The 24535-nt window shown below is 68.8% G+C and carries 19 protein-coding genes; 11 read left to right on the top strand and 8 right to left on the bottom strand.

What is annotated here, in order from left to right:
* Nucleotides 1-2: 2 nt before the first annotated feature.
* Nucleotides 3-554: a nucleotidyltransferase family protein gene (locus F6W97_RS37995; protein WP_155375434.1), complete on the top strand. Its 552-nt coding sequence runs from the start codon at nt 3-5 to the stop codon at nt 552-554.
* Nucleotides 547-1683, top strand: a complete 1137-nt coding sequence (locus tag F6W97_RS37990) for an XdhC family protein (protein ID WP_155375433.1) — start codon at nt 547-549, stop codon at nt 1681-1683. The genes F6W97_RS37995 and F6W97_RS37990 overlap by 8 nt, the downstream gene beginning before the upstream one ends.
* 59 nt (nt 1684-1742) lie before the next feature.
* Here F6W97_RS37990 and F6W97_RS37985 read toward each other — a convergent pair whose 3' ends face one another.
* Nucleotides 1743-3029 carry an Lsr2 family DNA-binding protein gene (locus F6W97_RS37985; protein ID WP_155375432.1) on the bottom strand — a complete coding sequence of 429 codons (1287 nt, stop codon included), beginning with the start codon at nt 3027-3029 and terminating at the stop codon, nt 1743-1745.
* Between the two features lie 10 nt (nt 3030-3039).
* Nucleotides 3040-6168, bottom strand: coding sequence for a DEAD/DEAH box helicase (locus tag F6W97_RS37980; RefSeq protein WP_196279517.1), 3129 nt, complete (start codon nt 6166-6168; stop codon nt 3040-3042).
* Between the two features lie 133 nt (nt 6169-6301).
* On the opposite strand from F6W97_RS37980, the gene F6W97_RS37975 reads away from it, so the two are divergent.
* Nucleotides 6302-6607 (top strand): GNAT family N-acetyltransferase, encoded by a 306-nt coding sequence (locus F6W97_RS37975; RefSeq protein WP_155375431.1) that lies wholly within the window; start codon nt 6302-6304, stop codon nt 6605-6607.
* Nucleotides 6608-6721: 114 nt separating this feature from the next.
* Nucleotides 6722-7933: an RCC1 domain-containing protein gene (locus tag F6W97_RS41475; RefSeq protein WP_155375430.1), complete on the top strand. Its 1212-nt coding sequence runs from the start codon at nt 6722-6724 to the stop codon at nt 7931-7933.
* 53 nt (nt 7934-7986) lie between these two features.
* On the opposite strand, the gene F6W97_RS37965 is transcribed toward F6W97_RS41475, so the two are convergent.
* Both F6W97_RS37965 and F6W97_RS37960 read right to left on the bottom strand, forming a co-directional pair.
* Nucleotides 7987-8709: an SCO1664 family protein gene (locus F6W97_RS37965; RefSeq protein WP_155375484.1), complete on the bottom strand. Its 723-nt coding sequence runs from the start codon at nt 8707-8709 to the stop codon at nt 7987-7989.
* A 227-nt stretch (nt 8710-8936) separates the two neighbouring features.
* Nucleotides 8937-9530 carry a DUF3090 family protein gene (locus F6W97_RS37960; protein ID WP_155375429.1) on the bottom strand — a complete coding sequence of 198 codons (594 nt, stop codon included), beginning with the start codon at nt 9528-9530 and terminating at the stop codon, nt 8937-8939.
* An 88-nt stretch (nt 9531-9618) separates the two neighbouring features.
* Here F6W97_RS37960 and mshC point away from each other — a divergent pair, with 88 nt between their 5' ends.
* A complete protein-coding gene (mshC, locus tag F6W97_RS37955) occupies nt 9619-10860 on the top strand; it encodes a cysteine--1-D-myo-inosityl 2-amino-2-deoxy-alpha-D-glucopyranoside ligase (protein WP_155375428.1) in 1242 nt (413 codons plus the stop codon).
* Nucleotides 10861-10884: 24 nt separating this feature from the next.
* Here mshC and F6W97_RS37950 read toward each other — a convergent pair whose 3' ends face one another.
* From F6W97_RS37950 to F6W97_RS37940, 3 genes are all read right to left on the bottom strand, one after another.
* The gene (locus F6W97_RS37950; RefSeq protein ID WP_155375427.1) at nt 10885-11256 is read right to left on the bottom strand and encodes a hypothetical protein; all 372 of its coding nucleotides are present in this window, start codon (nt 11254-11256) and stop codon (nt 10885-10887) included.
* A 69-nt stretch (nt 11257-11325) separates the two neighbouring features.
* Entirely contained in the window at nt 11326-12147 is an 822-nt protein-coding gene (locus F6W97_RS37945; RefSeq protein ID WP_155375426.1) for a GntR family transcriptional regulator, read from the bottom strand.
* 204 nt (nt 12148-12351) lie between these two features.
* Nucleotides 12352-13218, bottom strand: a complete 867-nt coding sequence (locus tag F6W97_RS37940) for a PAC2 family protein (protein ID WP_155375425.1) — start codon at nt 13216-13218, stop codon at nt 12352-12354.
* 701 nt (nt 13219-13919) lie between these two features.
* On the opposite strand from F6W97_RS37940, the gene F6W97_RS41110 reads away from it, so the two are divergent.
* A complete protein-coding gene (locus F6W97_RS41110; RefSeq protein ID WP_230687315.1) occupies nt 13920-15641 on the top strand; it encodes an HNH endonuclease in 1722 nt (573 codons plus the stop codon).
* Between the two features lie 342 nt (nt 15642-15983).
* Here the strand turns inward: F6W97_RS41110 and F6W97_RS37930 are convergent, their stop codons facing one another.
* A complete protein-coding gene (locus F6W97_RS37930; RefSeq protein ID WP_196279516.1) occupies nt 15984-16703 on the bottom strand; it encodes a GIY-YIG nuclease family protein in 720 nt (239 codons plus the stop codon).
* A gap of 225 nt (nt 16704-16928) precedes the next feature.
* On the opposite strand from F6W97_RS37930, the gene F6W97_RS37925 reads away from it, so the two are divergent.
* The 5 genes from F6W97_RS37925 to F6W97_RS37905 all read left to right on the top strand — a co-directional run bounded on the left by F6W97_RS37925 (nt 16929) and on the right by F6W97_RS37905 (nt 24451).
* Nucleotides 16929-18119, top strand: a complete 1191-nt coding sequence (locus F6W97_RS37925) for a DNA cytosine methyltransferase (protein WP_155375424.1) — start codon at nt 16929-16931, stop codon at nt 18117-18119.
* A gap of 57 nt (nt 18120-18176) precedes the next feature.
* The gene (locus F6W97_RS37920) at nt 18177-18629 is read left to right on the top strand and encodes a very short patch repair endonuclease (RefSeq protein ID WP_330165005.1); all 453 of its coding nucleotides are present in this window, start codon (nt 18177-18179) and stop codon (nt 18627-18629) included.
* 367 nt (nt 18630-18996) lie between these two features.
* Entirely contained in the window at nt 18997-20511 is a 1515-nt protein-coding gene (locus F6W97_RS37915) for an ATP-binding protein (protein WP_155375422.1), read from the top strand.
* Nucleotides 20508-21488 (top strand): PD-(D/E)XK motif protein, encoded by a 981-nt coding sequence (locus tag F6W97_RS37910; protein ID WP_196279515.1) that lies wholly within the window; start codon nt 20508-20510, stop codon nt 21486-21488. The genes F6W97_RS37915 and F6W97_RS37910 overlap by 4 nt, the downstream gene beginning before the upstream one ends.
* Nucleotides 21485-24451: a Z1 domain-containing protein gene (locus tag F6W97_RS37905; protein ID WP_155375420.1), complete on the top strand. Its 2967-nt coding sequence runs from the start codon at nt 21485-21487 to the stop codon at nt 24449-24451. Before F6W97_RS37910 ends, F6W97_RS37905 begins: the two co-directional genes overlap by 4 nt.
* The last annotated feature ends 84 nt before the right edge of the window (nt 24452-24535 follow it).

Here is a 24535-nt window from a genome sequence, read left to right as displayed (position 1 = left end):
GTATGGCGGTCGGGGGATTGCTGCTCGCGGCGGGGGCCGGGCGGCGGTACGGGATGCCCAAGGCGCTGGCCGTGGTGCCGGGCGACGGGGTGCTGATGGTGCAGCACGCGCTGCGGACGCTGCGCGACGGCGAGTGCGACCCGGTCGTGGTCGTGCTCGGTGCGGGGGCGGCCCGCGCTCCGGCGCTGCCCGGGGCGCTCGTGGTGATCAACAAGGAGTGGCGTACCGGCATGGGCTCGTCCCTGCGCGCCGGGTTGGCGGCGCTGCCGCCGCAGGTGGACGCTGTAGTGGTGCTGCTGGTGGACACACCGGGGATCACCGCCGAGGCGGTGCGCCGGGTCGGCGCGGGCGCGAAACCGGACACACTGCGGGTGGCCACCTACGGCGGGGACGGGGGGCATCCGGTGCTGCTGGGACGCGACCACTGGGCCGGGGCGGCCGAGCTCGCCGTGGGCGACGTCGGGGCCCGGCCCTACCTGGCCCGGCACGAGGTGGAAACGGTGCCCTGCGACGACGTCTCCGACGGCGCGGACCTGGACGTGCCCCGTGCGTGACGTGCTCGACGACCTGTTCCGGGCCTGGGCCGCCGGTGGCGTGTCCGGCGTGGCGACCGTCGTGCGGACCTGGCAGTCCGCGCCCCGGCGGCCCGGCGCGTCGATGCTCGTCGCACCGGGTGGGGAGGCCGTCGGCAGCGTGTCCGGCGGCTGCGTCGAGGGGGCCGTGTACGAGCTGGCCACCGACGTCGCCGCGGACCCGGGGGCGCGGCCGGTGCTGCAGCGCTACGGCGTCAGCGACGACGACGCGTACGCCATCGGCCTGACCTGCGGCGGCATCATCGAGGTGTTCGTCGAGCAGGTGTCACGCGAGACGTTCCCGCAGCTCGGCGAAGTCGTGGCGGCGGTCCGGGCGGGCCGCCCGGTGGCCGTGGCGACCTGCATCGCGCCCGCCGACTCGCCCCGCCACGGGCAGCGGCTGATCATCGAGGAGGGCGGCGCCAGCGGCTCGTTCGGCTCCGCCCGGCTCGACGCCGCCGTCGCCGACGACGCCCGCGGGCTGCTGGCCGCCGGGCGCACCGGCATGCTGCACTACGGCCCCGACGGCGAGCGCCGCGGCGACGAGCTGGCCGTGTTCGTCAACTCGTACGCCCCGCCCGCCCGGATGATCGTGTTCGGGGCGATCGACTTCGCCGCCGCGGTGGCCCGCATCGGCTCGTTCCTGGGCTACCACGTGACGGTCTGCGACGCCCGCGCCGTGTTCGCGACCCCTAAGCGCTTCCCGTCCGCCGACGACGTCGTCGTCGAATGGCCGCACCGCTACCTGGAGGGCGAGGTCGACGCGGGGCGCGTCGACGGGCGCACCGTGCTGTGCGTGCTCACCCACGACCCGAAGTTCGACGTGCCACTGCTGGAGCTGGCCCTGCGGCTGCCCGTGGCGTACGTCGGCGCGATGGGTTCCCGCCGCACCCACTCCGATCGGCTGGCCCGGCTGCGCGAGGAGGGCCTGACCGAGTCCGAGCTGGGCCGGCTGCGCTCGCCGATCGGCCTGGACCTGGGCGCGCGCACCCCGGAGGAGACCGCGGTCAGCATCGCCGCCGAGATCGTGGCGCTGCACTGGGGCGGCACCGGTGCGGTGCTGTCCGACGTGGACGGCCCCATCCACCGCGCGGGCCCGCTGGGCCGCTGAACATCCTCCCCACCGGCCGGCGCACACCGCTCCCGCTCGCCCGCCGCGACAGCCGTGGGTCAGCCGCCGTGCGCGTCGCGGTAGGCCTGCACCACGTCGGTGCGGAGGCGGCCGCGCGCGTTGACCTCGATGCCGTTGTCCCGGGCCCAGGCGCGCACCTCGGCCGCGCCGGGCAGCTCACGGCTGCCGTCCGTCCCGTCCGGCGGCAGCGCGTCCGGCGGCAGCGCGACGGGCGGGTCCGGCCGCTGCGGGGAAGGCCCGGTGGGGTCGCCGGTCGGCAGCGGCGGGTCCGGTCGGTGCCGCACCATGGCCTCGTACGCCGGCGCCAGGGCTTTCGCGAAGTCCATGCCGCCGATAACGATGCCCACCGGCCCCAGCCGGGCCAGCAGCCGGGACGCCGCGTCGGGATCGGCGGGCGGCGGCGGGGGCAGCGGCCCACCGGCCCAGAAGCCGCGCAGCTCGTCCGGTTCGTAGACCTCGGCAGCGCCGGTGTCGCCTGCCTGCTCGGCCCGGTGCGTCCGCAGGTCGTCCAGCAGCCCGGCCCGGGGCAGGCCGCGCCAGTGCAGGATCGTGAACGGGTCGGCGTCGAACTGCTCGGCCAGCAGGAAGCAGACCGCGGCGGCGTGCTTGCAGGGGTTGCCCCAGTCCGGGCAGGAACACTCCAGGTCCAGCTGGTGCGCGGACGGGAACAGCGACAGGCCCAGCGGGGACAGCACCTGCTCGATGTCCTCGGGCATCCGCCCGGCCAGCAGCTCCGCGCTGAACACCGCCTGCTGCGCCAGCGCGGCTACCACGCGACCGCACTGCGCGGGCGTGAAAGGCGGCGCGGCGACGGTCACCGCGTACGGCTGGAGCCGTGACCCCTGCACCGTCGCGGACACGGCCCCGGGCGCGATCGTGAGCGACAGCACCTGGCCCGACCGCGCGTACGACTTGCCGCGGGCCAGCCGGCTCGCCGTCTCCGGCGACTCGATCGCCGCCAGGAAGCGCCGCGACCACCAGGTGGTGGCGACGTCGCCGCGCCGGCTGCGGGCCTGGATGCCGTCGGCGGGCAGCCGGGGCTTGGCCACCGGGAACCCGCGCCATCCGCCGCCTTCGCCACCCGCCGTCCGGCTGCCCCGGTCGCCGCTCGACTCCCCGGACCCGTGGTGATCCTGGTCGCCGCCGTGCCGGTCGTCCTGGTCGTGATCGCTGTCGCCGAACCCGTCGTCAGGTGCCCCGTCGTCGAACCCGTCTTCGAACCCGTCGTCAGGTGCCCCGTGGTCGAACCCGTCGTCGTGCGGGCCGTCGGCGAAGCCCTCGGCATGCTGCGGTGTCGCGGCTGCGCGTCTGCGCCGTCCCGTCATGTGCCCCCTCCTACTCGGCGACCGCGTCGCGGGTCAGCGCGACGAGATCGCGCAGCGCGTCGGTGGACAGCTCGGTCAGCCACGCCTCACCGCTGCCGACGGTCGCCTCGGCCAGGGCCTTCTTCTGCTCCAGCACCGCGTCGATGCGCTCCTCGAGGGTGCCCGCGCACATCAGCTTGCGCACCTGCACGTTCCGGCGCTGCCCGATGCGGAACGCCCGGTCGGTGGCCTGGTTCTCGACCGCCGGGTTCCACCACCGGTCGACGTGGATGACGTGGTTGGCCGCGGTCAGGTTCAGCCCGACGCCGCCGGCCTTGAGCGACAGCACGAACAAGCCTGGCCCGCCCTCGCCCTGGAACGCGGCGACCATGCCGTCACGGGCCTTGCGGTCCACCGCCCCGTGCAGGAACGGCACGGGCTGCCCGAAGACCGCCGACAGGTGCTCGGACAGCATCCCGCCGAACTCGGCGAACTGGGTGAACAGCAGCGCCTTCTCGCCGGCGGCGAGCACCTCCTCGCAGATCTCCTCGACCCGCGCGACCTTGCCCGAGCGCCCGGCGATCCGCGAGCCGTCCTTCAGCAGCTGCGCGGGGTGGTTGCAGACCTGCTTCAGCTTCGTCAGCGTGCCCAGGATCAGCCCCCGGCGGTCGATGCCGTCGGCCTGCTCGATCCGGCGCAGCATGTCGTCGAGCACCGCCTGGTACAGCGTCGCCTGCTCGCGGGTCAGGTTGCAGGCAACCGTCATCTCGATCTTGTCGGGCAGGTCGGAGATGATGCTCGGGTCGGTCTTGACCCGGCGCAGCATGAACGCCCCGGTCACCCGGCGCAGCCGGGCCGCCGCCTGCTCGTCGCCGTCGCGCTCGATCGGCACGGCGAAGCGCCGCTTGAACGACTCCGCGCTGCCCAGCAGGCCCGGGTTGGCGAACTCCATGATCGAGTGCAGGTCGGCCAGCCGGTTCTCGACCGGGGTGCCGGTCAGCGCGATGCGCCGCGAGGCGGGCAGCGCCCGGATCGCCCGCGACTGCTTGGCCGCCGCGTTCTTGATCGCCTGCGCCTCGTCGACCACGATGCGCCGCCAGCCCACCTCGGCCAGCTCCCGCTGATCCCGCAGCGCCAGGCTGTAGGTGGTCAGCACCAGGTCCACGCCCGCGACCGCGGCACCGAACTGCTCGCCGGTCAGCCGCTCCGCGCCGTGGTGCACGTGCACCGTCAGCTTCGGCGCGAACCGCGCCGCCTCCCGCTGCCAGTTCGCGACCAGCGACATCGGGCAGACCAGCAGGGTCGGGCCGAGTCCCGGGGCCTGCCGGCGTTCGCGTTCCAGCAGCGCCAGGACCTGGATGGTCTTGCCCAGGCCCATGTCGTCGGCCAGCACCGCCCCCGAGCCGAGCGCGTCCATGAACGACAGCCAGCCCAGACCGCGCTCCTGGTACGGGCGCAACTGCGCGCCGAACCCGTCGGGAGTCGGCAGCGCCTGGAAGCCGCCGCCCGGTCCGCCGGCCAGCAGCTCGCCGAGCCAGCCGGTGGCGGCGACCCCGACCATCGGCAGCCCGGTCTCGGCGCCCTCGCCGAGCAGGCCCGCCCGCAGCACGTCGCGCGCGGTCATGGGCCGCCGCTGGGACCTGCCGAGTTGCTTGAGCCCGGCCGCGAGCCGGGCCTGGTCCACCTCGACCCACTGCCCGCGTATCCGGACCAGCGGTGACTTCGCCTCGGCCAGCGCGGCCAGCTCCTGCTCGGTGAGCACGTCGTCGCCGAGGGCCACCTGCCAGGCGTACTCGACGAGTTGGTCCATGCCGAGCTGGGACTCCTTGGCGACGATGCCGGGCTGCGGCGGGGTCTGCGCGTTCAGGCGCAGCCCGAGCCGCGGCCGCGGGCCGCTCCACCAGGCGGGCAGCAGCACACCGAGGCCCGCGGCGGCCAGCCCCGAAGCGTGCCGGCGCAGGAAGATCAGCGCGTCCTCGCCGTCCAGCGCCATGCCGACCGGGGCCGCCTGCCGCAGCGCCCGCGCCAGCGGCGGGTAGTGCTGCGCGGCCCGGCCGAGACCGGCCAGCAGTTCGGCCTGCGGGTCGAGGCCGGCCTCGGCGAACAGGAGCGCGTTGCCGTCGAGCCGCCACACCTCGGCCGCCCCGGCGACCAGCGACGGGTCCTCGTGCGACTGCAGCAGCAGCTCCAGCCGCCAGATGCCCGCCTCGTCCGCGTCGCCGGCGGTCTGTGCCGCGACGCCCGGCCGGACCGCGCTGCCGGGTCCGGCGTCGTCGCCGGGGGCGACCAGGCGCAGGCAGGTGCGGACCAGGCCGCCGCTGCGAGACCCGCCGGTCCGCCACGCGGCCAGGGAGCGTGCCAGCCGGCTCGCCTCGTGCGGGTCGATCTGGTCGGCTTCGATCACGTTGTCGGCGGAGGTGAGCGCCGTGAGCACCTGCGCGGCGGCGTGCGTCTGACGGGTCACCCGGCCCCGCCGGTCGGGCAGCACGGCCGCGCCCAGACCCGACACCGCCTGATTGGCCAGCGCGTCCACCATCGAGTCGAGCGCCGCGTCGAACACCCCGTCGATCGGGGCCAGGGCCACCTCGTCGTCGTACAGCCAGCAGCGCAGCGCCGGTGGCATCGCCGCGAGCAGCGGGATGCGTACCGCAGCGACCTGCAACGACGACGCCGCACGCCAGTCGGCGAACCAGAACCCGCTGTCTTCGTCCCAGGTCAGCGCCGGAGTCACCAGCCCGCTGCCGACCAGGTGCGCGGCGGCGCGGGCCAGCGCGGTCGCGAAGCGCACGGTGGAGCCGCCGATCGGGGCGAGGCCGGGCAGCAGCCGCAGCGCCGCGGTGGCGTCCATCCGCAGGGTCGGGACGACGAACGGGGCCAGCCGCTCCGGGTCGGGGCCCGTGCCGAGGTCCGCCGACGGCGCCGGCCGTCCGGCGTGGGCGGGCAGGGCCAGGACCGACCAGCCCGCCTGGTCGCCGCCGTCCGGGTCGCCGATCGCGCCCAGCGCCGCGGCCAGGCGGTCGGCGGGCACCGCGAACGGATGCGGCTGCGGCCGGTCCGTGCGCCGTTCCCGCTGCGCGGGCAGCACCGCATGCAGGTCAGCGTCCTCGGCCCAGAACTCCCAGCTGCCGTCGGCGGTGTACACGCAGTGCGCTACCAACACGCGCGGACCTCCGGGTTCTCCGACGAGCAGACCGCCGCCGATCCTCTCACGCCTGCGGCCGCGACCCCGCCCGCGCACCACCCCCACCAGCCGCAACGCCGGTCGCACCCGGGCCGCGGGCTACGATGGCCGGATGTCGATCGACGTGACGGACGCGCCCGAGCGCGAACGGTTCGAGGCCCGCGACAGCGCGGAGCAGACGGTGGCCGGGTTCATGACGTACCAGCTCACCGGCAATGTCATCGTGTTCACCCACACCGAGGTCGCCCCGGCGTACGAGGGCCAGGGCGTCGGCAGCAAACTGGCCCGCACGGTGCTGGACGACTCCCGGGCCAAGGGCCGCACCGTGGTGCCGATCTGCCCGTTCCTGGCCGGCTGGCTGGACAAGCACCCCGAGTACGCCGACATCACCGCCCAGGGCACCAAGAAGATCAAATAGGCGCGTCCGTTCTCGTATCGACCCACGCCGCTGTCCGATAGGCGATGGGCGCATTGTGCCGCCTCCGGGCGCTGCCTAGCGTCCCCCGCACAGGCACCCGGCCAGGAGGCGGCGATGAGCGGCACCACAGCGCAGCACCACGGGCTCCCGCGCCGCCGCGTCCTCACCGGGGCGACCGCGGCCGCGGTCGCGGCCGGGCTGGCGCCGGCCGCCGGGCTCGCGGCCCCGGCCGGGCCGTTCCCGCCGGTGCCGCCGCTGGCCAAGGAGAACAAGGTGCTCGGCCTGGGCCGCAACGACTCCGGCCAGCTCAGCCTCAACAACACCGCCAACGAGTGGCTGACTCCGATGAGGGCGCTCGGCCTGCCCGCCATCCGCAGGGTGTCCGCCGGCCCGCTTCACGTCGTCGGCCTGGACGGCGGCGGCAACCTGTGGGCCTGGGGCCACAACGTCGACGGCCGGCTCGGCGACGGCACCACCACCGACCGGCTGGCCTCGGTGCGCATTCACGGCCTAGGCAACGTCACCCAGGTCGCCACCGGCGACTATCACACCCTCGCCCTGCGCGCCGACGGCACCGTCTGGGCCTGGGGCAGCAACGCACAGGGCATGCTCGGCGACGGCACCCTCACCGGACGGTCCACGCCGGCCCAGATCGCCGGCATCACCGGCGCGACCGCCGTCGCGGCCGGCACCGGCCACAGCGTCGTGCTGCTGGCCGACGGCACCGTGCTGGCCTGGGGCGACAACACCTACGCGCAGCTCGGCGACGGCACCCTCACCAGCCGGCTCACCCCGGCTCCGGTGCCCGGCCTCACCGGCATCACCCAGCTCGCCGCGGGGGAGCGCAACAGCGCGGCCCTGCGCGCCGACGGCCGGATGCACCTGTGGGGCTTCAACGGATACGGCGCGCTGGCCATGGGCAGCACGCAGACCTACCTGGTGCCGGTCCTGCCCGGCGGGCTCACCGGTGTCACCGGGTTCGCCGTCGGACGCGGCCACATGCTCGCGCTCAAGGCCGACGGCACCCTGTGGGCCTGGGGGCTCAACAGCAGCCGGCAGGTCGGCGACGGCACCACCACCTGGCGGTACGCCCCCGTGCGGGTGGCCGGCGCACCGTCCGGCGTGACCCACCTCGCCGCGGGTGGCACCGGCAGCCTCGCCCTCACCAGCTCAGGCCAGGTGTGGCACTGGGGCCTGCTCGGCTGGTCGATATCGTCGAGCGTCCCCACGGTCGTGCCCGGGATCTCCGGCGCGCTCCACGCCTGCGTCGGCACGATGTTCCTGGAGGCCGTCGTCGAGGTCCCACTGGTGTTCGAACCGGCGTGACGACCCGCGGCCCGTGCTCAGCTCGCAGGCGAGGGTCAGCCGGCAGGCGAGGGTCAGATCGGCGGCCACGGGATGGCGTGGCGGTCCTCCGGCGGCCGGGGCAGCCGCCCCTCGGCGACCAACTGCTTGATCCGGGTGCCCACCGCGTCGACCTCCGCCGTGGTCAGCAGGTCGTCCAGCACACCCGGGTCGAACGCGCGCAGCGCCGCGGCGATCTCCGGCGGCACCGCGCGTCCCGCGAACCCCCACAGCACCGTGCGCAGCTTGTCCTCGGTGTGAAAGCAGATCCCGTGGTCGACGCCGTACAGCCGCTGATCCGGGGTGGCCAGCACGTGGCCGCCCTTGCGGTCCGCGTTGTTGATCACAGCGTCGAACGCGGCCAGCCGGGCCAGCCGGGGATCGTCGGCGTGCGCCAGCAGGTACGGCCGCCCGTCCTCGTCCTCGGCGGCGGCGATCGGCAGCCACCCCTGCGGCAGCTCGTCGGCGGGCACGAAGTCCACCGGCGGCTCCACCGTCTCGTCCAGCCACAGCTGGCACGATCCCGGCCCGAGCGGCCCGTCGCGCATGACCGTCGGCGGCACCAGGTCCCACCCCAGCGACTCGCTCACCGCGTACGCCGCGACCTCGCGGGCGGCCAGCGTGCCGTGCGGGAAGTCCCACAGCGGCCGCTCGCCGCGCACCGGCTTGTACACGGCCCGCACCGAGCGCCCGCCGCCGGACAGGATCACCCGCAGCGTCGTGTTGGAAGCCTCGACCAGCCGGCCCTCGATCTCCATCTCGGCCTCGCGCAGCAGCGGCCACAGCTCGGAGCGGCCCTGTTCGGGCACCCTGCCGGACCCGTCGCGGGCGCCGGAGGCGGGGCGCGTCAGCTCCGCGCCGCCCGGCAGGCGGGGGTCACCGGCGCTGCCGGTGTGCGTCTGGTCGCCGGTGGGAGGGATGGCGGACCTCACCTTCGGATCTGGCTGCGTGCTATCCGGGTGACGCTACTCCGCCACCGACGTTCTCACCTGCGGTGATAGCCGTTGTGCCGGGGGCACAGGTGCCCGGCCGGGTCCAGCGGCTGCCCGCACAGCGGGCACGGCGGCCGGCCCGCGTTCACGACACGCTTGGCGCGGTCGATGAATTGCCGCACCTCCGCCGGGGTCAGCCGCACCCGCAGCCGGTCGAGATCATCGGAGATCTCGGGCGTCGCGTCCTCGTCCTCGTCGTCGTCCTCAGCCGTCTCGGTCTCGGTCTCGGCGTCGAACTCGACCTCCTCGGCCGCGATCGCCTCGATGATGACCGTGCTGGTTTCGACGTCGAAGGCCAGGCCCAACGTACCGACGCGGAACTCCTCGTCCACGGGGGTGTCCAGCGGCTCGTTGTCGGCCGGCCCCTCGGCCGTCGCGGGCAGCTCCGCCCCGAACCGCTGATGCGCCTCGGCGAGCAGCTCCTCGAGCTTCTCCGCCAGCAGCGCGACCTGCATCTTCTCCAGCGCCACGCTGACCAGGCGGCCGCCGCCGCGAGCCTGCAGATAGAAAGTGCGCTCGCCCGGCGGACCCACCGTACCTGCGACGAACCGCTCCGGCGGCTCGAATGCGTACACCTGATGGGTCATGCCCTCGACCCTAGCGTCACGCCCGCGCAAGCGGGTAACCGCGCCAGGGGAGATCCGCTCTCGGCAGAAAGCTGGTTAGGCTGGCGCCATGGAAACGTGGTCCGGTCTTGACGTCCCGCGCCTGCCTGGCGCCGGCCAGCCGCTGGCTCTGTTCGACTCCGCACGCCAGGGCGCCTTCGCGAGCCGCCCGGTGGGCGGGCACGCGACGATGTACGTCTGCGGCATCACGCCGTACGACGCGACACATCTGGGCCACGCGGCGACCATGATCACATTTGACCTGGTGAACCGGATGTGGCGTGACGCCGGGCACGACGTCGTCTACGTCCAGAACGTCACCGACATCGACGACCCGCTGCTGGAGCGGGCCGCCCGCGACGGCGAGGACTGGAAGGTCCTGGCCATGCGCGAGACCGCCCTGTTCCGCGAGGACATGGAGGCACTGCGGATCATCCCGCCGAGCCACTACGTCGGCGCGGTCGAATCGATCCCCGTGATCGCCGAGCGGGTCGTCGACCTGCTCGACCGCGGTGCGGCGTACCGGCTCGAGGACGGCACCGGCGACGTCTACTTCGACATCGCCTCGGCGCCCCGGTTCGGGTACGAGTCGAACCTGTCCCGCGAGCAGATGCTGGCCTTCTTCGCCGAGCGCGGCGGCGACCCCGCGCGCGCCGGCAAACGCGACGCGCTCGACCCGCTGCTGTGGCGCGGCCGCCGCGACGGCGAGCCGTCCTGGCCCGGCGGCGCGCTCGGCGCGGGCCGCCCCGGCTGGCACATCGAGTGCGCCGTCATCGCCCTGGAACTGCTCGGCGAGACCATCGACGTGCAGGGCGGCGGCAACGACCTGCTGTTCCCGCACCACGAATGCTCCGCCGCACACGCCGAGGTGCTCACCGGCAAGGCCCCGTTCGCGGCGCACTACGTGCACGCCGGCATGATCGGCCTGGACGGCGAGAAGATGAGCAAGTCCCGCGGCAACCTGGTCTTCGTGTCCCGCCTGCGCTCGGACAGGGTCGACCCGATGGCCGTGCGCCTGGCCCTGCTCGGCGACCACTACCGTGCCGACCGCCAGTGGACCGATGAGGTCTTCGAGGCCGCCGCGCAGCGACTGGGCCGCTGGCGCCGGGCCGCCAGGTCCGCCGCCGGCCCGTCCGGAGCCGAACTGCTCGCCGGCGTACGCGCCAAACTCGCCGAGGACCTCGACACCCCCGGCGCCCTGGCCCTCATCGACGCCTGGGCCGACGACACCCTCGCCGGCGTGGGCACCGACCCGCAGGCCCCCACCCTGCTGACCGAGACCCTCGACGCGCTCCTGGGCATCAAGCTCTGACCGCTCGCCGCGGTGCGGTGACGGTCAGGCGCGCGGGCGGGGCTGGGGGCGGGGGCGTACGGCGGCCATGCGGGCCGGGCGCTGTGGCGGGGCCTGGCGGGGGCGGGCCGGGCGCGACGGTTCCGCGGCCTGGCGGCGCAGCGTCAGCGCCACGTGGCCCAGCCGTCCGGCCAGGGCGAACACGCCCAGGCACAGTGCGCCGAGCAGCAGCACTCCCGTGCTGGGGACGCCGTCGGCGATGCCGACGACCAGCACGCCGAGCAGGGCGAGTCCGATCACGAGCACGACGAGCGCGCCGAGCAGGGCCACGAGCGCCTGCGGGGAGTGGGCAACCGTGCCGTTGGGCCGGTTCTCGGCACCTCGCTGTGCTCCGTCGGAGGATCGGCGAAGGGTCATGGAACCATCCTTGCGGCGAACGCGCGGGTGCGCAGGCGAAAAGGTGTCGGGCACCCGACATTCCGCAGATTAGCCCAGGACAAGGCCAGGATCGGGATCTCCGTCCAGGTCGGCGTCCGGGCGTGGCGTGGGCACCCGGTACTCCTCCGTCAGTGTCGTCATCGGTCCCGGCCACGTCGCCTGCGCGACCTCGATCACCTTGTGCTCCCCGTCGTACGCGACGTGCAGCAGGTGCAGCACCGGCGTGTCCGGCCGGATCTGCAGCGTCTCGGCCTCCTCGCGGGTGGGCAGCCGGGCGGTGATGGTGTCGGTGGCGGTGACGTAGCGGCGGCCGGTGACCTCCTCGACCTCCTGGTACAGCGGGCGGCCGAAGGACTCCAGGCGCTCCAGCGAGGTGCCCGCGGTGTCCTGCGGCCGCAGCCAGGCCGCGCCCACCTCGACCACGGCGTCCTGGGTGCGCACCAGGTGCCGCCGCACCACCAGCAGGGCCGAGTCCGGCACCCCGAACGCGTCGGCCACCTCGGCCGGCGGGGTCGTTCGGGTGACCTCGGTGAGCTGTTGGCGATAGCGTTCGGCGAGGTCGGCGTGGTAGCCCCGGTGCGCGCCGTAGCGGCCGCGCGACAGCCGGTTGAGCCGCCGCCGGGTGCCGCGCACGTACGTGCCGGAGCCCGGCTTGGTGATCAGCAGCCCCTCGACCCGCAACTGGTCGATGGTGCGCTGCACGGTCTGCTTCGCCACGCCGAACAGCTGCGCCAGCGCCGGAATCGAGGGCAGTTGCTCCCCGGCGGCCCAGTCGCCTCTTCTGATCTTGGCGCGCAGCTGGGCGGCGATCTGCCGGTGCGGATGCTCCGCCGCGCCCGGATTGATCCCGCCGATGCCCGTCTCGGTCATGAGGCGATCATGCCGCACAAATGTCCGAATACCTAGCGACCTAGGACGCCTCTACGCGGCGTGTCGCCCGCCCCACGCCGCGGGCGCGTCCCACCCGCAGTCCGCAACTCTTGACACCTGCGGACTGCGGGCACACCGAAAGGCGCAACTCCTGAAGAGTTGCGCCTGGTGGCGGTCGGGGTCGGCGGTGGCGCGGCGGGTCGGTTACCAGGTGCCGTGGGTGGGGCCGGGGGAGCCGCCGCGGCGGCGGAGGTACTTCTCGAACTCGACGGCGATCTCGTCGCCGGACAGCGGCTTGGCGACGTCGCCGGCGCGCTCCTCCAGGTCGCGGAGATACTCGGCGAGCTCGGCGTCCTGGGCGGCGGCGGCGCGGACCCGGTCCTCCCACTCGGCCGACTCCTCGGCCAGATCCAGCATCGGCACCGGCAGGTCGAGGACCTCCTCGATCCGGTGCAGCAGGGCCAGCGTCGCCTTCGGGCACGGCGGGTTGTTCGCATAGTGCGGCACGTGCACCCAGAACGACATCGCGTCGATCTCGGCGCGGGACGCGCTGTCCTGGAGCACCCCGACGATGCCGGTCGGGCCCTCGTACCGGGTGGGGGTGAGCTGGATCTTCTCCTCACCCGCGTGCTTGCCGGTCACCGTGCCGCTGATCGGCAGCGGCCGGCTGTAGGGCACATCGGCCAGCAGGGCGCCCAGCAGCACGATCTTCTCGATGCCCAGGCTGTGGCAGATCTCCAGGATCTCGTTGCAGAACGTACGCCAGCGCAGGCTCGGCTCGATGCCGCGGATCAGGACCACGTCGTGCTGCGCCCCGGGCGGCGAGGCGACCATGAACTTGGTGCTCGGCCACTCGATCCGCCGCGTGTCGTCGACCAGGGTGATCAGCGGCCGGTTCACCTGGAAGTCGTAGAACTCCTCCGGGTCCACCGACGCCACCTCGCGCGCGTCCCACACCTGCTCCAGGTGCTCGACCACGGCAGTGGACGCGTCAGCGGCGTCGTTCCACCCCTCGAAGGCGGCGATGGCGACGGGGGAACGCAGGACAGGAAGGCCGTCGAACTCGGTCACGCCTGTCAGCCTACGGCGCTGCGCCGGATCGTCCAGGCGGGTCGGGTCCGCAAGCGTGTCGCAACAGGTGATACGCAGGGCGGTGATCGCGAGCTATGGCGGGGGACACGCATCATGCACGCCAGAAGCAGCCGACCCCCGCTAGCGACGGTCGACGGAGTGGGGAGGCACTGGATGCCTGAAGACCTGGTGATCGAGTATGGGCACTGGGAAGTGGCCCGGTGGGCCGCGGCACGACCGCCGCGACGGCGCTGATGTGGCTGATCCTGCCCGACTTGCTGCTGGTGCTGGCGGTGAGGGGCGCGCGTGACCTCGGTCCGGCCTGGCGGGCGCATCAGGGGCCCGGCACGTCAGGGGTGTTCAAGGGTGTCAGCTGCCCGGAGAAGGGCGGCTGCCCCGTCGGGACCTGGACCTCCGAGGACGGCCGCCGGAATTGTCCGACGTGCACCTGTACGACGGCACGGCGGAGAGATCTCGCACGGCGATGTGTTCCGGTGCCCCTGGACAGCGGCGACCAGCGCGTCCTGGCCAGCGGCCCGACGTCTCACCCGAGCCGTCCGCGAGGTCGTCGCCCTGGCCGCGTCATCTCAGCCCGCCGGAAGTTGAGGCTCCGGCGGATCACACACTCTCAGCCCGGACCAAGAGATCATTCGTTCGTGTGGTGGATACCGTCGTGGGGCTCGCCTCGAAACCATTCAGGGGTGAGTGCCCGACTGGTACGACTGCAACAGGTGCTTCGCTACGCCCAGGGCGCCAGCCAAACTGATCCTGAGCTGGACGGGTACCCTAACTACCACTTCCTAACCACCCCCACCGGCAATGCCGACCAGCGGAAGTTAATGCTCGAGAAGGGCATCAACGCGGCTGCGACTGTCGTGGCCGGCGGACAGGCCCGGCGGCCGGTCATAGGTATCCGGTCGAGCCCATGGAAGGCGGGGCACGAGACAAATCCATGGCACGACGAGTTCAACCTCGAGCGTGGCCATGTCCGCTACTACGGCGACCATAAATCGACGACGGGCGGCATGCCTGGTGCCACCGTAGGCAACCGTGCGCTGCTTGAGGCGTGGGTCATGCACCAGGCCACGACCGTTGAAGAGCGCAGACTAGCCCCACCGCTGCTTCTGTACTGCTCGGAAACCGTGAACCGCGGCGGAGAAACCGTCGTCAAGGGTCACATCTCGTTCTGCGGCGTCGCGGTGATCGAGCGGCTCGAACAGGTCACGCAGGAAGATGCCAAAACTGGCGTCAAATTCCCCAACCTTGCGCTTGACCTCGTCGTCCTCGACCTCGCCGACACCGGTGACGCCCTCGACATGCGGTGGATCGACGACCGCCGTGACGCCTCACTTCAGATCGAACTGACCGAACGGCATGCCCCCACAGCTTGGAAGACCTGGGTAAGGGAAGGCAGAGGCGCGATTCCGCGGCTGCGGCGTCACGTTGCGCCGTCAGAGGTCGGCATAGGTGTTCGAGAACCTTCGATGGGTTCTCTGCTGGAGCGCACACTTCAGGAGCGCCTGAATCCGGCAGGCCTTTTCGACGCGATCGAGCGGCTGCACGTGCAGGAGACCGCGGGCAATTCCACCAGCTACCAGCCGCTGACCTTGTTGTGGGCGATCGGCCGACTTGCTGCCGCGCAGCCCCGCATGGTCGGGTGGCGGGACTTTCAGGCTGCTGTCGCCCCACTCCTGCGGGAACACGGCAAACCAGAGTCGCAGGTCAGTCCGCAACACCCGTTCTGGAACCTACGCAGCGGCACGCTGTGGGAAGTCGCTGAAATGGGCGCTCCGGTCGCCGATCCTGCCCAGGCAGCCCGGCTCGATCGAGTGAATCCGGTCGCCGGCCTCACCGTGCAAACGGCGATGCTGCTCGAAGACCCATCGGTCCGTGGGCGTGTGGTGCGCACATTGCTGACTCGTCACCTGCCTGACGTCAACCACGCCCGCCTCTTAGTCGATGTCGGCCTAGAAGGTTACGACTCGGCTGCGGGGGCATCCTCCTTTGATCTCCAGGCGACGTTGGCGGAAGGATCCGCGGGAGTGACAGCCCGGCGGGCTGTCACTACGTACCAGCTCATTCGTGACTCGCAGGTTGCCAAGGACGTGAAGAAGCTGTACGACCATCACTGCCAGGTTTGTGGGCTGCGCCTACAGACCGGTCGCGGCGGCTACAGCGAGGCGGCGCACATCCGCGGCCTGGGAGCTCCGCACCATGGCCCTGATCACGTGTCGAACCTGCTGTGCCTGTGCCCCAACCACCACGTGCTGTTCGACACGTTCACTATCTACATCGACCGTGACGGCATGGTGCGGGCTGCCGCCGACCAGTCCGAGATCGGCAGGCTCCGCGACCACCCAAGCCACGAGATCAGCCTTGAACACATCAGCTATCACCGACAGCTATGCGGCCACGACGCGTGACGGTGACGGCACTCATGCGAAGTATCAGGGCGAGCCTGAGCGAGTCCGAGCACCCTTGTGAGAACCGCGGCGACACTTGAGCCTGACGCCAGGCCGCGGTTTTAGCACCCGGGCGACGCCATCGGGGAGCACCTGCCGGCATACGCCAGACCGGGGTGACCTGATCATCTCGGACTTTGCGGCGCTGTTTGGGGCACCTGGCCCGCGACATCGTGGCGTTCGCACGTTACCCACGACTTGGCTGGATGACCTGCCTGCACGGCGCGCCGGAAGTCGATGCGACTCGCGGCGCGCCCTGGTGTCGACTGGCCCGTGCTGGTCAGCCGGCTGCGTGTTGGCCTGCTACAAGTCGTCGGACTCGGGAACGATGCCCTCCGCCTGCTCGAACTCGATGGTGCCGCCCAGCGACTCGAACCGCCGGCGGGCGAGATGTTCGAGCCGACGCGTCTGTGTCAATAGCGTGCGTCGCAGCCCCTTGGAGACCTTCCGCTCACTGATGTTCTTCGCCAGGAGCGCGACTGTCTGCGCACGTCTCGCGATGCGAACGTCGGGGTGGCTGCGCTCTCTGAAGATTTCGTCGGGCACGATCGCGACAACAAGCGGTTCGAAAACGTCTACGGGCTGGCAGGGCAGGATCTCGCCCTCGTTCAGCACGGCTTTGAACGTGCTGTCGGCGAGGAGCCTCTGGTACACCGTGTACTCATACGGATCGAGGGCGGCTTTGCGCTGGTTAGCGGGCATGTCCCCGATATGCGGGAGGGACCAGAGCGCAACCTGATAAACCTCGAAGGGGTCCAGGACGTACTTGGCTACCGCATCCGACCGCTGCCCGGTCAGGTGACGACCAAGGCGCACGCCGAAGCCCTCGGCGGTCTGGCCGACATAGATGGGCTCGCCGTCGTAGTCATAGAACGCGTAGACGCCGGCCTTCGCGTTGCCGATCGTCTGCTCAGGGCGCTGGGGGTCGGGGTGCCGAAGGGCGCTGGAGATGGCGTCCCGGATTAATTGCACTTCTCGGGACAGTTGGGTGGTAGCCAGGTCGATGCCGGGCAGAGTCCGCACAAGGCCTCCGTAGAAATCGCCATGAAAGACCGGAGACTACCGTCGCGCCTACTTCAGCGGTGCCCATGGTCGCCACTCTCGGTGGTGAGTGACTATCCCGTGGTGATGAGCTGTTGATTCACTTCCGGGTTGCCGTGGGGCGTGTCACGATGACCAGGCACCGGCGACGGCCGCCCGGTCGACTAACATCATCCAAGCGAACGCCTGTACTATGAGAGTGGTCAGATGAGCCTGGTTGCCGAAAGTGTCGAGGAGCGCTCTGCGCCTGTACCGGCAGCGCAGGACCCGACCCCGAGCGGCACTGGCCTCAAGCCCACCGTCGCCGAATTCTTCGCCGGCATCGGCCTTGTACGGATGGGCCTCGAGCGGGCTGACCTACGTGTGGTCTGGGCAAACGACATCGAGCCGTTCAAGAAGCAGATGTACGCAGCCCACTTTCAGGACACCGAGGACAAGGCGTTTAAGCTGGGCGATGTCGCGGACGTGCGCGGTGAGGCAATGCCAGCAGACCTCTCGCTCGCTTGGGCCTCCTTTCCTTGCACCGACCTGTCTCTCGCCGGTGGCCGTAGCGGCCTAGCGGGGAAGCACTCTGGCACGTTCTGGCATTTCACGCGGATCCTCAAGGAAATGGGCGACGCGGCGCCGTCGGTCGTTGCGCTGGAGAACGTCACCGGCCTGATCACCAGCCACGGCGGTGCCGACCTGATAGCCGCAATTCAAAGCCTCAACGACCTTGGCTATTCGGTCGACGTGTTGACGATCGACGCGCGGCGTTTCGTCGCGCAGTCTCGTCCGCGCCTGTTCATCGTCGGCTTGCAAAAGCCACCAGCCGAGAAGCAGGAAGACAATGTCGAGCTTCGACCAGCGCAGCTCGACCGCTTCTTCAACAACCCGGACCTCGAAATGCATCGGGCGGCGCTTCCCAAGCCGCCTGCCCTCCGCGACTCGGGCCTGACTGAAGAAGTCGCAGAAGATCTGCCCGATTCCGATGAGCGTTGGTGGGACGACGCGCGGACCGCCAAATTTTTCGCCGAGTTGTCCGATCTTAATCAAAAACGGCTAGAGCAGCGCAAACGGGCCAGTTCCGTCGCCTATCGCACTGCCTATCGGCGGACTCGTAACGGAAAGCCGGCTTGGGAGATCCGCGCCGACGACATCGCCGGTTGTCTACGCACAGCCCGCGGCGGCTCCTCGAAGCAGGCCATGGTGCGTGCTGGAGCGGGCGAATTCAAAGTCCGCTGGATGACGTCGCTGGAGTACGCCCGGCTGATGGGGGCTGGCGACTACACCATGAGCGTCGATCTCCCTACCAGCCAGGCGGTCGGCGGGTTTGGTGACGCGGTGTGCGTTCCTGTGGTCGAATGGCTCGCTCGACACTACCTAGCGCGAATGATCAAGGATGCTACTGAAAAGTGAAGGTCTGTCGGTGCCGTGACTGGGTGCCGTACGTGTGCGATCGGGCCTCCGTAAGCTGTGGGTGTGTCCAGCAGCAAGCCGTCTTGGGCTACGAGTGAGGCGACTCGCGCCAGTATGCGTGCCAATCGCAGCCGCGATACCAAGCCAGAACTCGCCCTGCGCCGGGCGACACACGCCCTCGGGCTGCGATATCGAGTAGCGGCACGGCCCATACCGGCGGTCCGTCGCACCGCTGATATGGTCTTCCCTCGCCAGAAGGTGGCTGTGTTTCTTGACGGCTGCTTCTGGCACGGCTGCCCGAGCCACCATCGTGCCCCGACAGCTAACAGCGACTACTGGTCAGCGAAAGTGCTCCGCAACCGAACTCGTGATCAGAGCACAGACGCCCTCCTGGCCGATGCCGGATGGCTGACCATACGGGTGTGGGAACACGAGGATCCAGCTGAAGCTTCAACACGGATCGCGTCCACGGTGCGCGAAAGATCAGCTTTTAAGCGCCCTGCGGCCTAGCGATTTCGACATGGCGGGAATCGCCAGAGACGCAGGGCTACGCCAAGGCATGAGGTCCGATGAGCGATGTCGTGCGCGCAGCGTGTCCGCTTCGGTGTCGCCATCTAAGCACCATGCGCTGTTCGTGACGGCAACGAGGAAATCGAAAGTGGTTAGGGGTGTCAACGCGACCGAATGCCTATTGACAGGGCAACAGATGGCTTACGCAAGGTGCGGGAACCTGCGGGTGGTCCTCCGATGGGACGGCTCGCCTCGGCCGTTCGTGTCTGATCAACAGCAAGGGTGCGTGCGGGCCCGGCAGTTATGGCACGATGACCCGGCGTTGCCAGGTGGGTGGCGTTGAAATTCCTTGGATAGGGAGTGACGCATGTCGGTATGGGCAGATCAGGTGCCGACGGCAGGCGTGATTGAACTTCCGCCAGACGTGCGTTCGCTAGATTCAATCGGGCGCAATCACTCTTTGGAGTCGGCGCTGGCGGATATCGTCGACAACTCCATCGACGCAGGCGCGACTGAAGTGCTGGTCCGACTGGTCACCTCTGCGGGGGCTCTACGTGCCCTCTGCGTGGTCGACAACGGCAAAGGCATGTCTCCTGAGATCATCGATACGGCGATGACGCTAGGCGGGCGGCGCGATTATGGTCATCAAGACCTCGGTCGCTTCGGGCTGGGCCTGAAAGCGGCGTCATTCAGCCAGGCGGGTTGTCTGACCGTTCTATCCAAGGCTGAAGGCGCGTCGGCCGTCGGCCGTAGGTGGCATCAATCTGCCGACCGGCACACGTTCGCCTGCGACATCGTTGACGAGTCGTTTGCCGATCGACAGCTGAGGCGGGACTGGCGGATTTCAGAGTCGGCTGGCACGGGGACGGTTGTCAGATGGGATGACGTCCATGCCTTCCCCACAAATCCCGATCTTGCTGATGAGGTCATCTCGCGTACTGTCTCCTCGCTGCAAGCCCACCTAGGACTGATGTTTCATCGTCTGTTGACCGATGGCCGCGCCAAGGTCATGATCGATGTTGAGGACGGGGACACCGGCATGGCCGGTCCACGTACCGTCCTACAGCCAATCGATCCCTTCGCCTATCCTGTCTCGGGTCGTCCAGAGTGGCCTAAAGACTTGATCGCCGAGATCAATGGCACCAAGGTGACCTTGCAGTGTCACATCTGGCCCGGCCGTTCGACGGACCGGCGGTTCCGGCTACCTGGCGGCGCAGAGTCGTGGCAAGGGCTGTACTTCTACCGCAACGGCAGGCTGTTACACGCCGGAGGATGGGAAGGTGTCCATGCCCCCGATCGCAGGTTACAGCTGGCCCGTGTCGCCATAGATATCACCGGTGACGTCGCCGGTCTTTTCACCATGAACGCGGAAAAGACGCGGGTCGGCGTCGGTCCCGACTTCGCCCATGCCGTAGCTGCCGCCAGATCTGCCGACGGCGTAGCCATCGCTGACTACTTGCAGGCCGCGCAGGATGCTTACACGCGCTCGCAGCAGCGGACACGTTCGCGGGCGAAGGTCATGCCCCCTGGTCGTGGCATCGATCCGAAAGTTCGCCGTGAGATCGAAGAAGAACTCCCGCTACTACATGAGGATGAGCTCCAGATCCGCTGGATGCAGTTCGCCGGCGATGACTTCTTCGACATCGACCGAGATGCGGGCACTATCTGGCTCAACCAGGCATACCGCAAAGCGGTAAACGGCGGCCGACGCGGTGGTCTAAACGACGCGCCGCTGATCAAGTCTTTACTGTTCCTGCTCGCTGAGCAGATTTTCCACGGTGCGCACCTCGGGCCGCGCGACAAGGACAACCTCGAGATGTGGCAGGCCATCCTTACCGCGGCAGCCCAGGTGGAGAAGAGCAACCGCGAGGAACGCTCGTGAACGGTTCAGGCCGGCATCTGGGTCTGGACGGGTTCACCGATTACCTCACAGCCGGTGTGCCGATCGAGCACCTCGTGCCAGGCGAGCCGCGTATCACGCTGTTCGTCGACCCAGCTACGCCATCGATCGGATTGCGTATACCCGCACGTCCTCACGAGACGTTCACCGCGTTAGGGCTTGATCAAGTCAAGGTTCGATCGGTCACTCGTGCGGCGGGACAGATGGTCGAAGTGATCATTACGTCTGAGAACCTGTTTCAGTTGGGCTACTCGCTGCTGTGCGCCATCGCCGACAGGGTGCAGTTGCAGTCGATGCGAACAGACGAGGCGATCGTCGACGCCGTCAGAGTGCTCGGCCACCTAATCCGGCAGGACGGCGCAATGTCGCCCCAACAGGAAGCCGGACTCATCGGCGAGTTGTTGATACTCGAAGGTTTGACGAAGGTCGCCGGTCCCGTCGCTGCTCTGACGATGTGGCGTCCTGGATACGCTGAGCACGACTTCGATGTCACCGGAGTTGATGTCGAAGTCAAGACGTCGACCGCTGAGCGCCGTTCGCACTGGGTTTCCTCATTGACGCAGCTCATGCCGACGGGGTCACGTGACCTTTGGCTAATATCGCTGCAACTGACGGAGGCTGGTGGCGACGGCATCCTGCTCCCGGAGTTGATTGGCCAGATCGAAGCCGCGTTGCCGGCCTCTGGTCGAGAGGGCTACCGACGACGACTGGCCGCCGCGGGCTGGAGGGACAGCCGAGCCAGGCCAACCGGTCGGTGGCGGCTGCGCACCGTGCCGTCGGCATATCTCGTGGCGGACAACTTCCCGCGCATCACCCCGAACACCGTTCACCAGGCGCATCTCGACATTGCGGCCCTCAGGGCGGTTCGTTACCAGATCGATCTAACCGAGCGGGCCTCGTCGACGCCGCCAACCCTGCTGGCTGACGCGCTCGCTGCTATCACCCTGGAGATGCCATGACAGACGCAGTCGCAGCCGACTACCTGGCTGCGCTCAAGGGGATGAAAGAGCGGGGCGTTCCGCGGCCGCTGCACGTTGCCGCAGCGGCGCTCAGCGACGATCCGGCGCACATGTCCGACGGCGCGGCCTTGCTCGATCATCTAAATGGGGCTTCGTCTGACGACCGTCTCAAGCGCAACCTGCAAATTAGCCTGAGCGGGTGGGACGCGCAACCAGATGCCTCGTGGGCAGAGGGTACTCAACCTCACACCCGCGAGCGCAGAGCGGTGGTGTATCGAAGGCTCAGCCTCGATGATGCCGCGGTGAAGGTCTTCGACGACATGTTCGTCATGTTCGATGGCAAGGAGATCATTGTTATCGACGACCCAAGCCGCCAGCAGGCATGGCGCCGCCGGAAGCGTCAGGTCGGCAACGAGTTCTACTGGGACCACTACAGCGAGTATTTGCTGCGGAAGCCTGGTTGGGCAGACGGCGCTGTGCACCTTCTTGACGCCGCGACAGAGCAGGTGCTTGAACGCCTTAGTGACCCGACGGATCCGAGCGCCACGCCGACAAAGGGCTTGGTGGTCGGGTATGTGCAGAGTGGGAAGACCGCCAACTTCACGGGCGTTATCACGAAGGCCATCGATGCCGGATATCGCCTGGTGATCGTGCTCGCCGGCACGACCAACCTCCTGCGCAACCAGACGCAGCGTCGACTTGATATGGAGTTGGTCGGCAGGGAGAACCTCGAACGTGAGATCTCTGCCGACGATCCCACCGAAGCCGACTACTTTGACGACCCTGACTGGATCTCGCATCGGTTCATTGAGCACGGTGGCCGTCCGTCGGATGTGCCGAGGCTCGACATGGCCCAGGTGCGTCATCCCGATATCGACCGGTTGACTACCTATCGGTGGGACTACAAGCGCTTGCGCAACTACCTCACCGCACTCGACTATCGGCGTGATGTAAAAGATCGGCAGCGGCCGTTCTATGATCCGCAGAATTTGTTCAACAGTGACACGCGACTGTTGGTCGTCAAGAAGAATGCTCTCGTTCTCAAAGATCTGGTGAAGGATCTCAAGCGGCACACTGGGCTCGAAGAAGTCCCGGTTTTGATGATCGATGATGAATCTGACCAAGCGTCTGTGAACACGGTCAATCCTCGACGTCTGGCGGAAGACGGCAAGGATCGGACGGCCATCAACAAGCTGATCGGTGACCTGCTGCGCCTGTTTCCAAGGGCTCAATACGTGGGCTACACAGCGACACCGTTCGCCAACGTGTTCGTGAACCCTGACGATGATGAAGACATCTTTCCCCGAGATTTCCTGATATCTCTGCCGCCGCCTGCCGACTACATGGGCGCTGCCGCCTTCACTGACCGACACAGCGACATTCCGCTGACGGAACGGTCATATGCGGAGTCCAACGAGCGTAAGCATGTTCGCCTGCTTCCCGAGGCTGACAATGAGGAGGACCTGAGGCAGGCGATCGACATGTACGTCCTCACCGGGGCGATCAAGATCTATCGCGAGCGCCGAGGGCTTCCTCGTTATCGGCACCACACGATGCTGGTGCACGAAGACCGCCGCACCGCCGTTCAGAAGGACCAAGCCGATCTGATCAAGTCGTTGTGGAAGAGTGGCGGCTACCGCTCGCCTGGCAGTCTGGCCCGCTTGCGCCGTCTGTTTGAGGATGACATCGAGCTCGTTTCGCGCGCCTCTGGCCTCAACCTTCCGGTGCCGTCGACCTTTGAGGAGCTGGTTGAATGCCTGGGCGAGGCGCTTGACCTCATGGATCCACCAGATCCCGATGCCCACCCGGTCCTCCTGATCAACAGTGACAAGGACGCAGTGATAGGTCAGGAAGAGCTGCAGTTCGACAAGCGCCGTGTCTGGCGCATTCTCGTCGGCGGCAACAAGCTCGCCAGAGGATTTACGGTCGAAGGCCTGACAATCTCCTTTTACCGGCGCGACACCACACAGACGGACACATTGCTCCAGATGGGGCGATGGTTCGGGTTTAGGCCGGGCTACCGTGACTTAGTCAGGCTCTACACCACTCCGGAGCTTCACGAGAAGTTCGGAGCGGCTTGTTTGGACGAGGAGCAGTTCCGCTTCGAGCTTGAGCGTTACGCCGAACTCGATGTGGACGGCAAACCTCAAGTCACTCCCCGCCAGATTCCACCGCTCGTCTACCAGCATCTGCCGCAGCTCAAGCCCACGGCTTCCAACAAGATGTTCAATGCGCAGCTCGCGGAACGCAGATCTCCGGGCCTGCTGCGTGAGCCAAAGGCATATGCATTGGAGGAAGCCCAGATACGTGCCAACACACAGGCGTTCGAGCCTTTGTTGGCCCTTCCCCTTCGATCGGCGCAATTCCTTGCGTCGGATCCGACGAAGAAGTTTAATGCGCTTGTGGGACACGCCACTCACGCACAGGTGATCGCCGCGTTAGCTCCACAGGTCGCCCTGAGTAAGGCAGGTATGCCGGATGGCCATCCGCTTCAGGCGGATTTCGCTTGGTTGCGGTCGCTGTCCGCGGCCGATGTCACCCAATGGGTGATTATGTTCCCCAAACAAGGGGCGATGGAGCGAGCTCGGCGAATTATGGGACACGGCCCGTTCGTTGTCGTCACCCGTACCAGAAACGGGGACAGATTGATCACTCGATCGGCGTCTGGTCGGCATGTGGACGCTGCGATGCGTATTGCGGGAGTCGACGGGCTGGGTCCCGACCCGCAGGTCAATCAACTTCGTGCGGGACGGACAGGAGCACTTTTGCTGTACCCCAGTGTTCTTGACCCCGTTCCTCCCGGTTCATTCGACGATTCGATCGACCCCGGCAAGGTGACCATGTGTTTCAGCGTCATTGCGCCTGCGTCGGCGCGGCCGAACGATGGCCGGGCTGTCACATTTAGCGTCCGAGATGGCCGGGACGAGAAAGCCGTGGTTGTAGATGCGCGAGTCGATGTGTGACAGATCCACGGTTCCGTCGGCGTGGTAGTTGTCGGTTCGCGGTGGCTATACCGCGAACCGAGCGCGGTCGGGGGTGGGATGTAC

Origin of the sequence: Catellatospora vulcania, from assembly GCF_009720385.1 — a bacterium.
Classification (GTDB): Bacteria; Actinomycetota; Actinomycetes; order Mycobacteriales; family Micromonosporaceae; genus Catellatospora; species Catellatospora vulcania.
The sequence above is the reverse complement of the archived record's forward strand: the minus strand, read 5'-3'. Positions and strand labels throughout refer to the sequence as shown.

Coding starts and splice junctions, on each gene's coding strand:
- F6W97_RS37995 (WP_155375434.1), top strand. CDS start 3: ATGGCGGTCGGGGGATTGCTGCTCGCGGCGGGGGCCGGGCGGCGGTAC.
- F6W97_RS37985 (WP_155375432.1), bottom strand. CDS start 3,029: ATGACGGGACGGCGCAGACGCGCAGCCGCGACACCGCAGCATGCCGAG.
- F6W97_RS37975 (WP_155375431.1), top strand. CDS start 6,302: ATGTCGATCGACGTGACGGACGCGCCCGAGCGCGAACGGTTCGAGGCC.
- F6W97_RS41475 (WP_155375430.1), top strand. CDS start 6,722: ATGAGCGGCACCACAGCGCAGCACCACGGGCTCCCGCGCCGCCGCGTC.
- F6W97_RS37965 (WP_155375484.1), bottom strand. CDS start 8,709: ATGGAGATCGAGGGCCGGCTGGTCGAGGCTTCCAACACGACGCTGCGG.
- F6W97_RS37960 (WP_155375429.1), bottom strand. CDS start 9,530: ATGACCCATCAGGTGTACGCATTCGAGCCGCCGGAGCGGTTCGTCGCA.
- mshC (WP_155375428.1), top strand. CDS start 9,619: ATGGAAACGTGGTCCGGTCTTGACGTCCCGCGCCTGCCTGGCGCCGGC.
- F6W97_RS37950 (WP_155375427.1), bottom strand. CDS start 11,256: ATGACCCTTCGCCGATCCTCCGACGGAGCACAGCGAGGTGCCGAGAAC.
- F6W97_RS37945 (WP_155375426.1), bottom strand. CDS start 12,147: ATGACCGAGACGGGCATCGGCGGGATCAATCCGGGCGCGGCGGAGCAT.
- F6W97_RS37925 (WP_155375424.1), top strand. CDS start 16,929: ATGAGCCTGGTTGCCGAAAGTGTCGAGGAGCGCTCTGCGCCTGTACCG.
- F6W97_RS37915 (WP_155375422.1), top strand. CDS start 18,997: ATGTCGGTATGGGCAGATCAGGTGCCGACGGCAGGCGTGATTGAACTT.
- F6W97_RS37905 (WP_155375420.1), top strand. CDS start 21,485: ATGACAGACGCAGTCGCAGCCGACTACCTGGCTGCGCTCAAGGGGATG.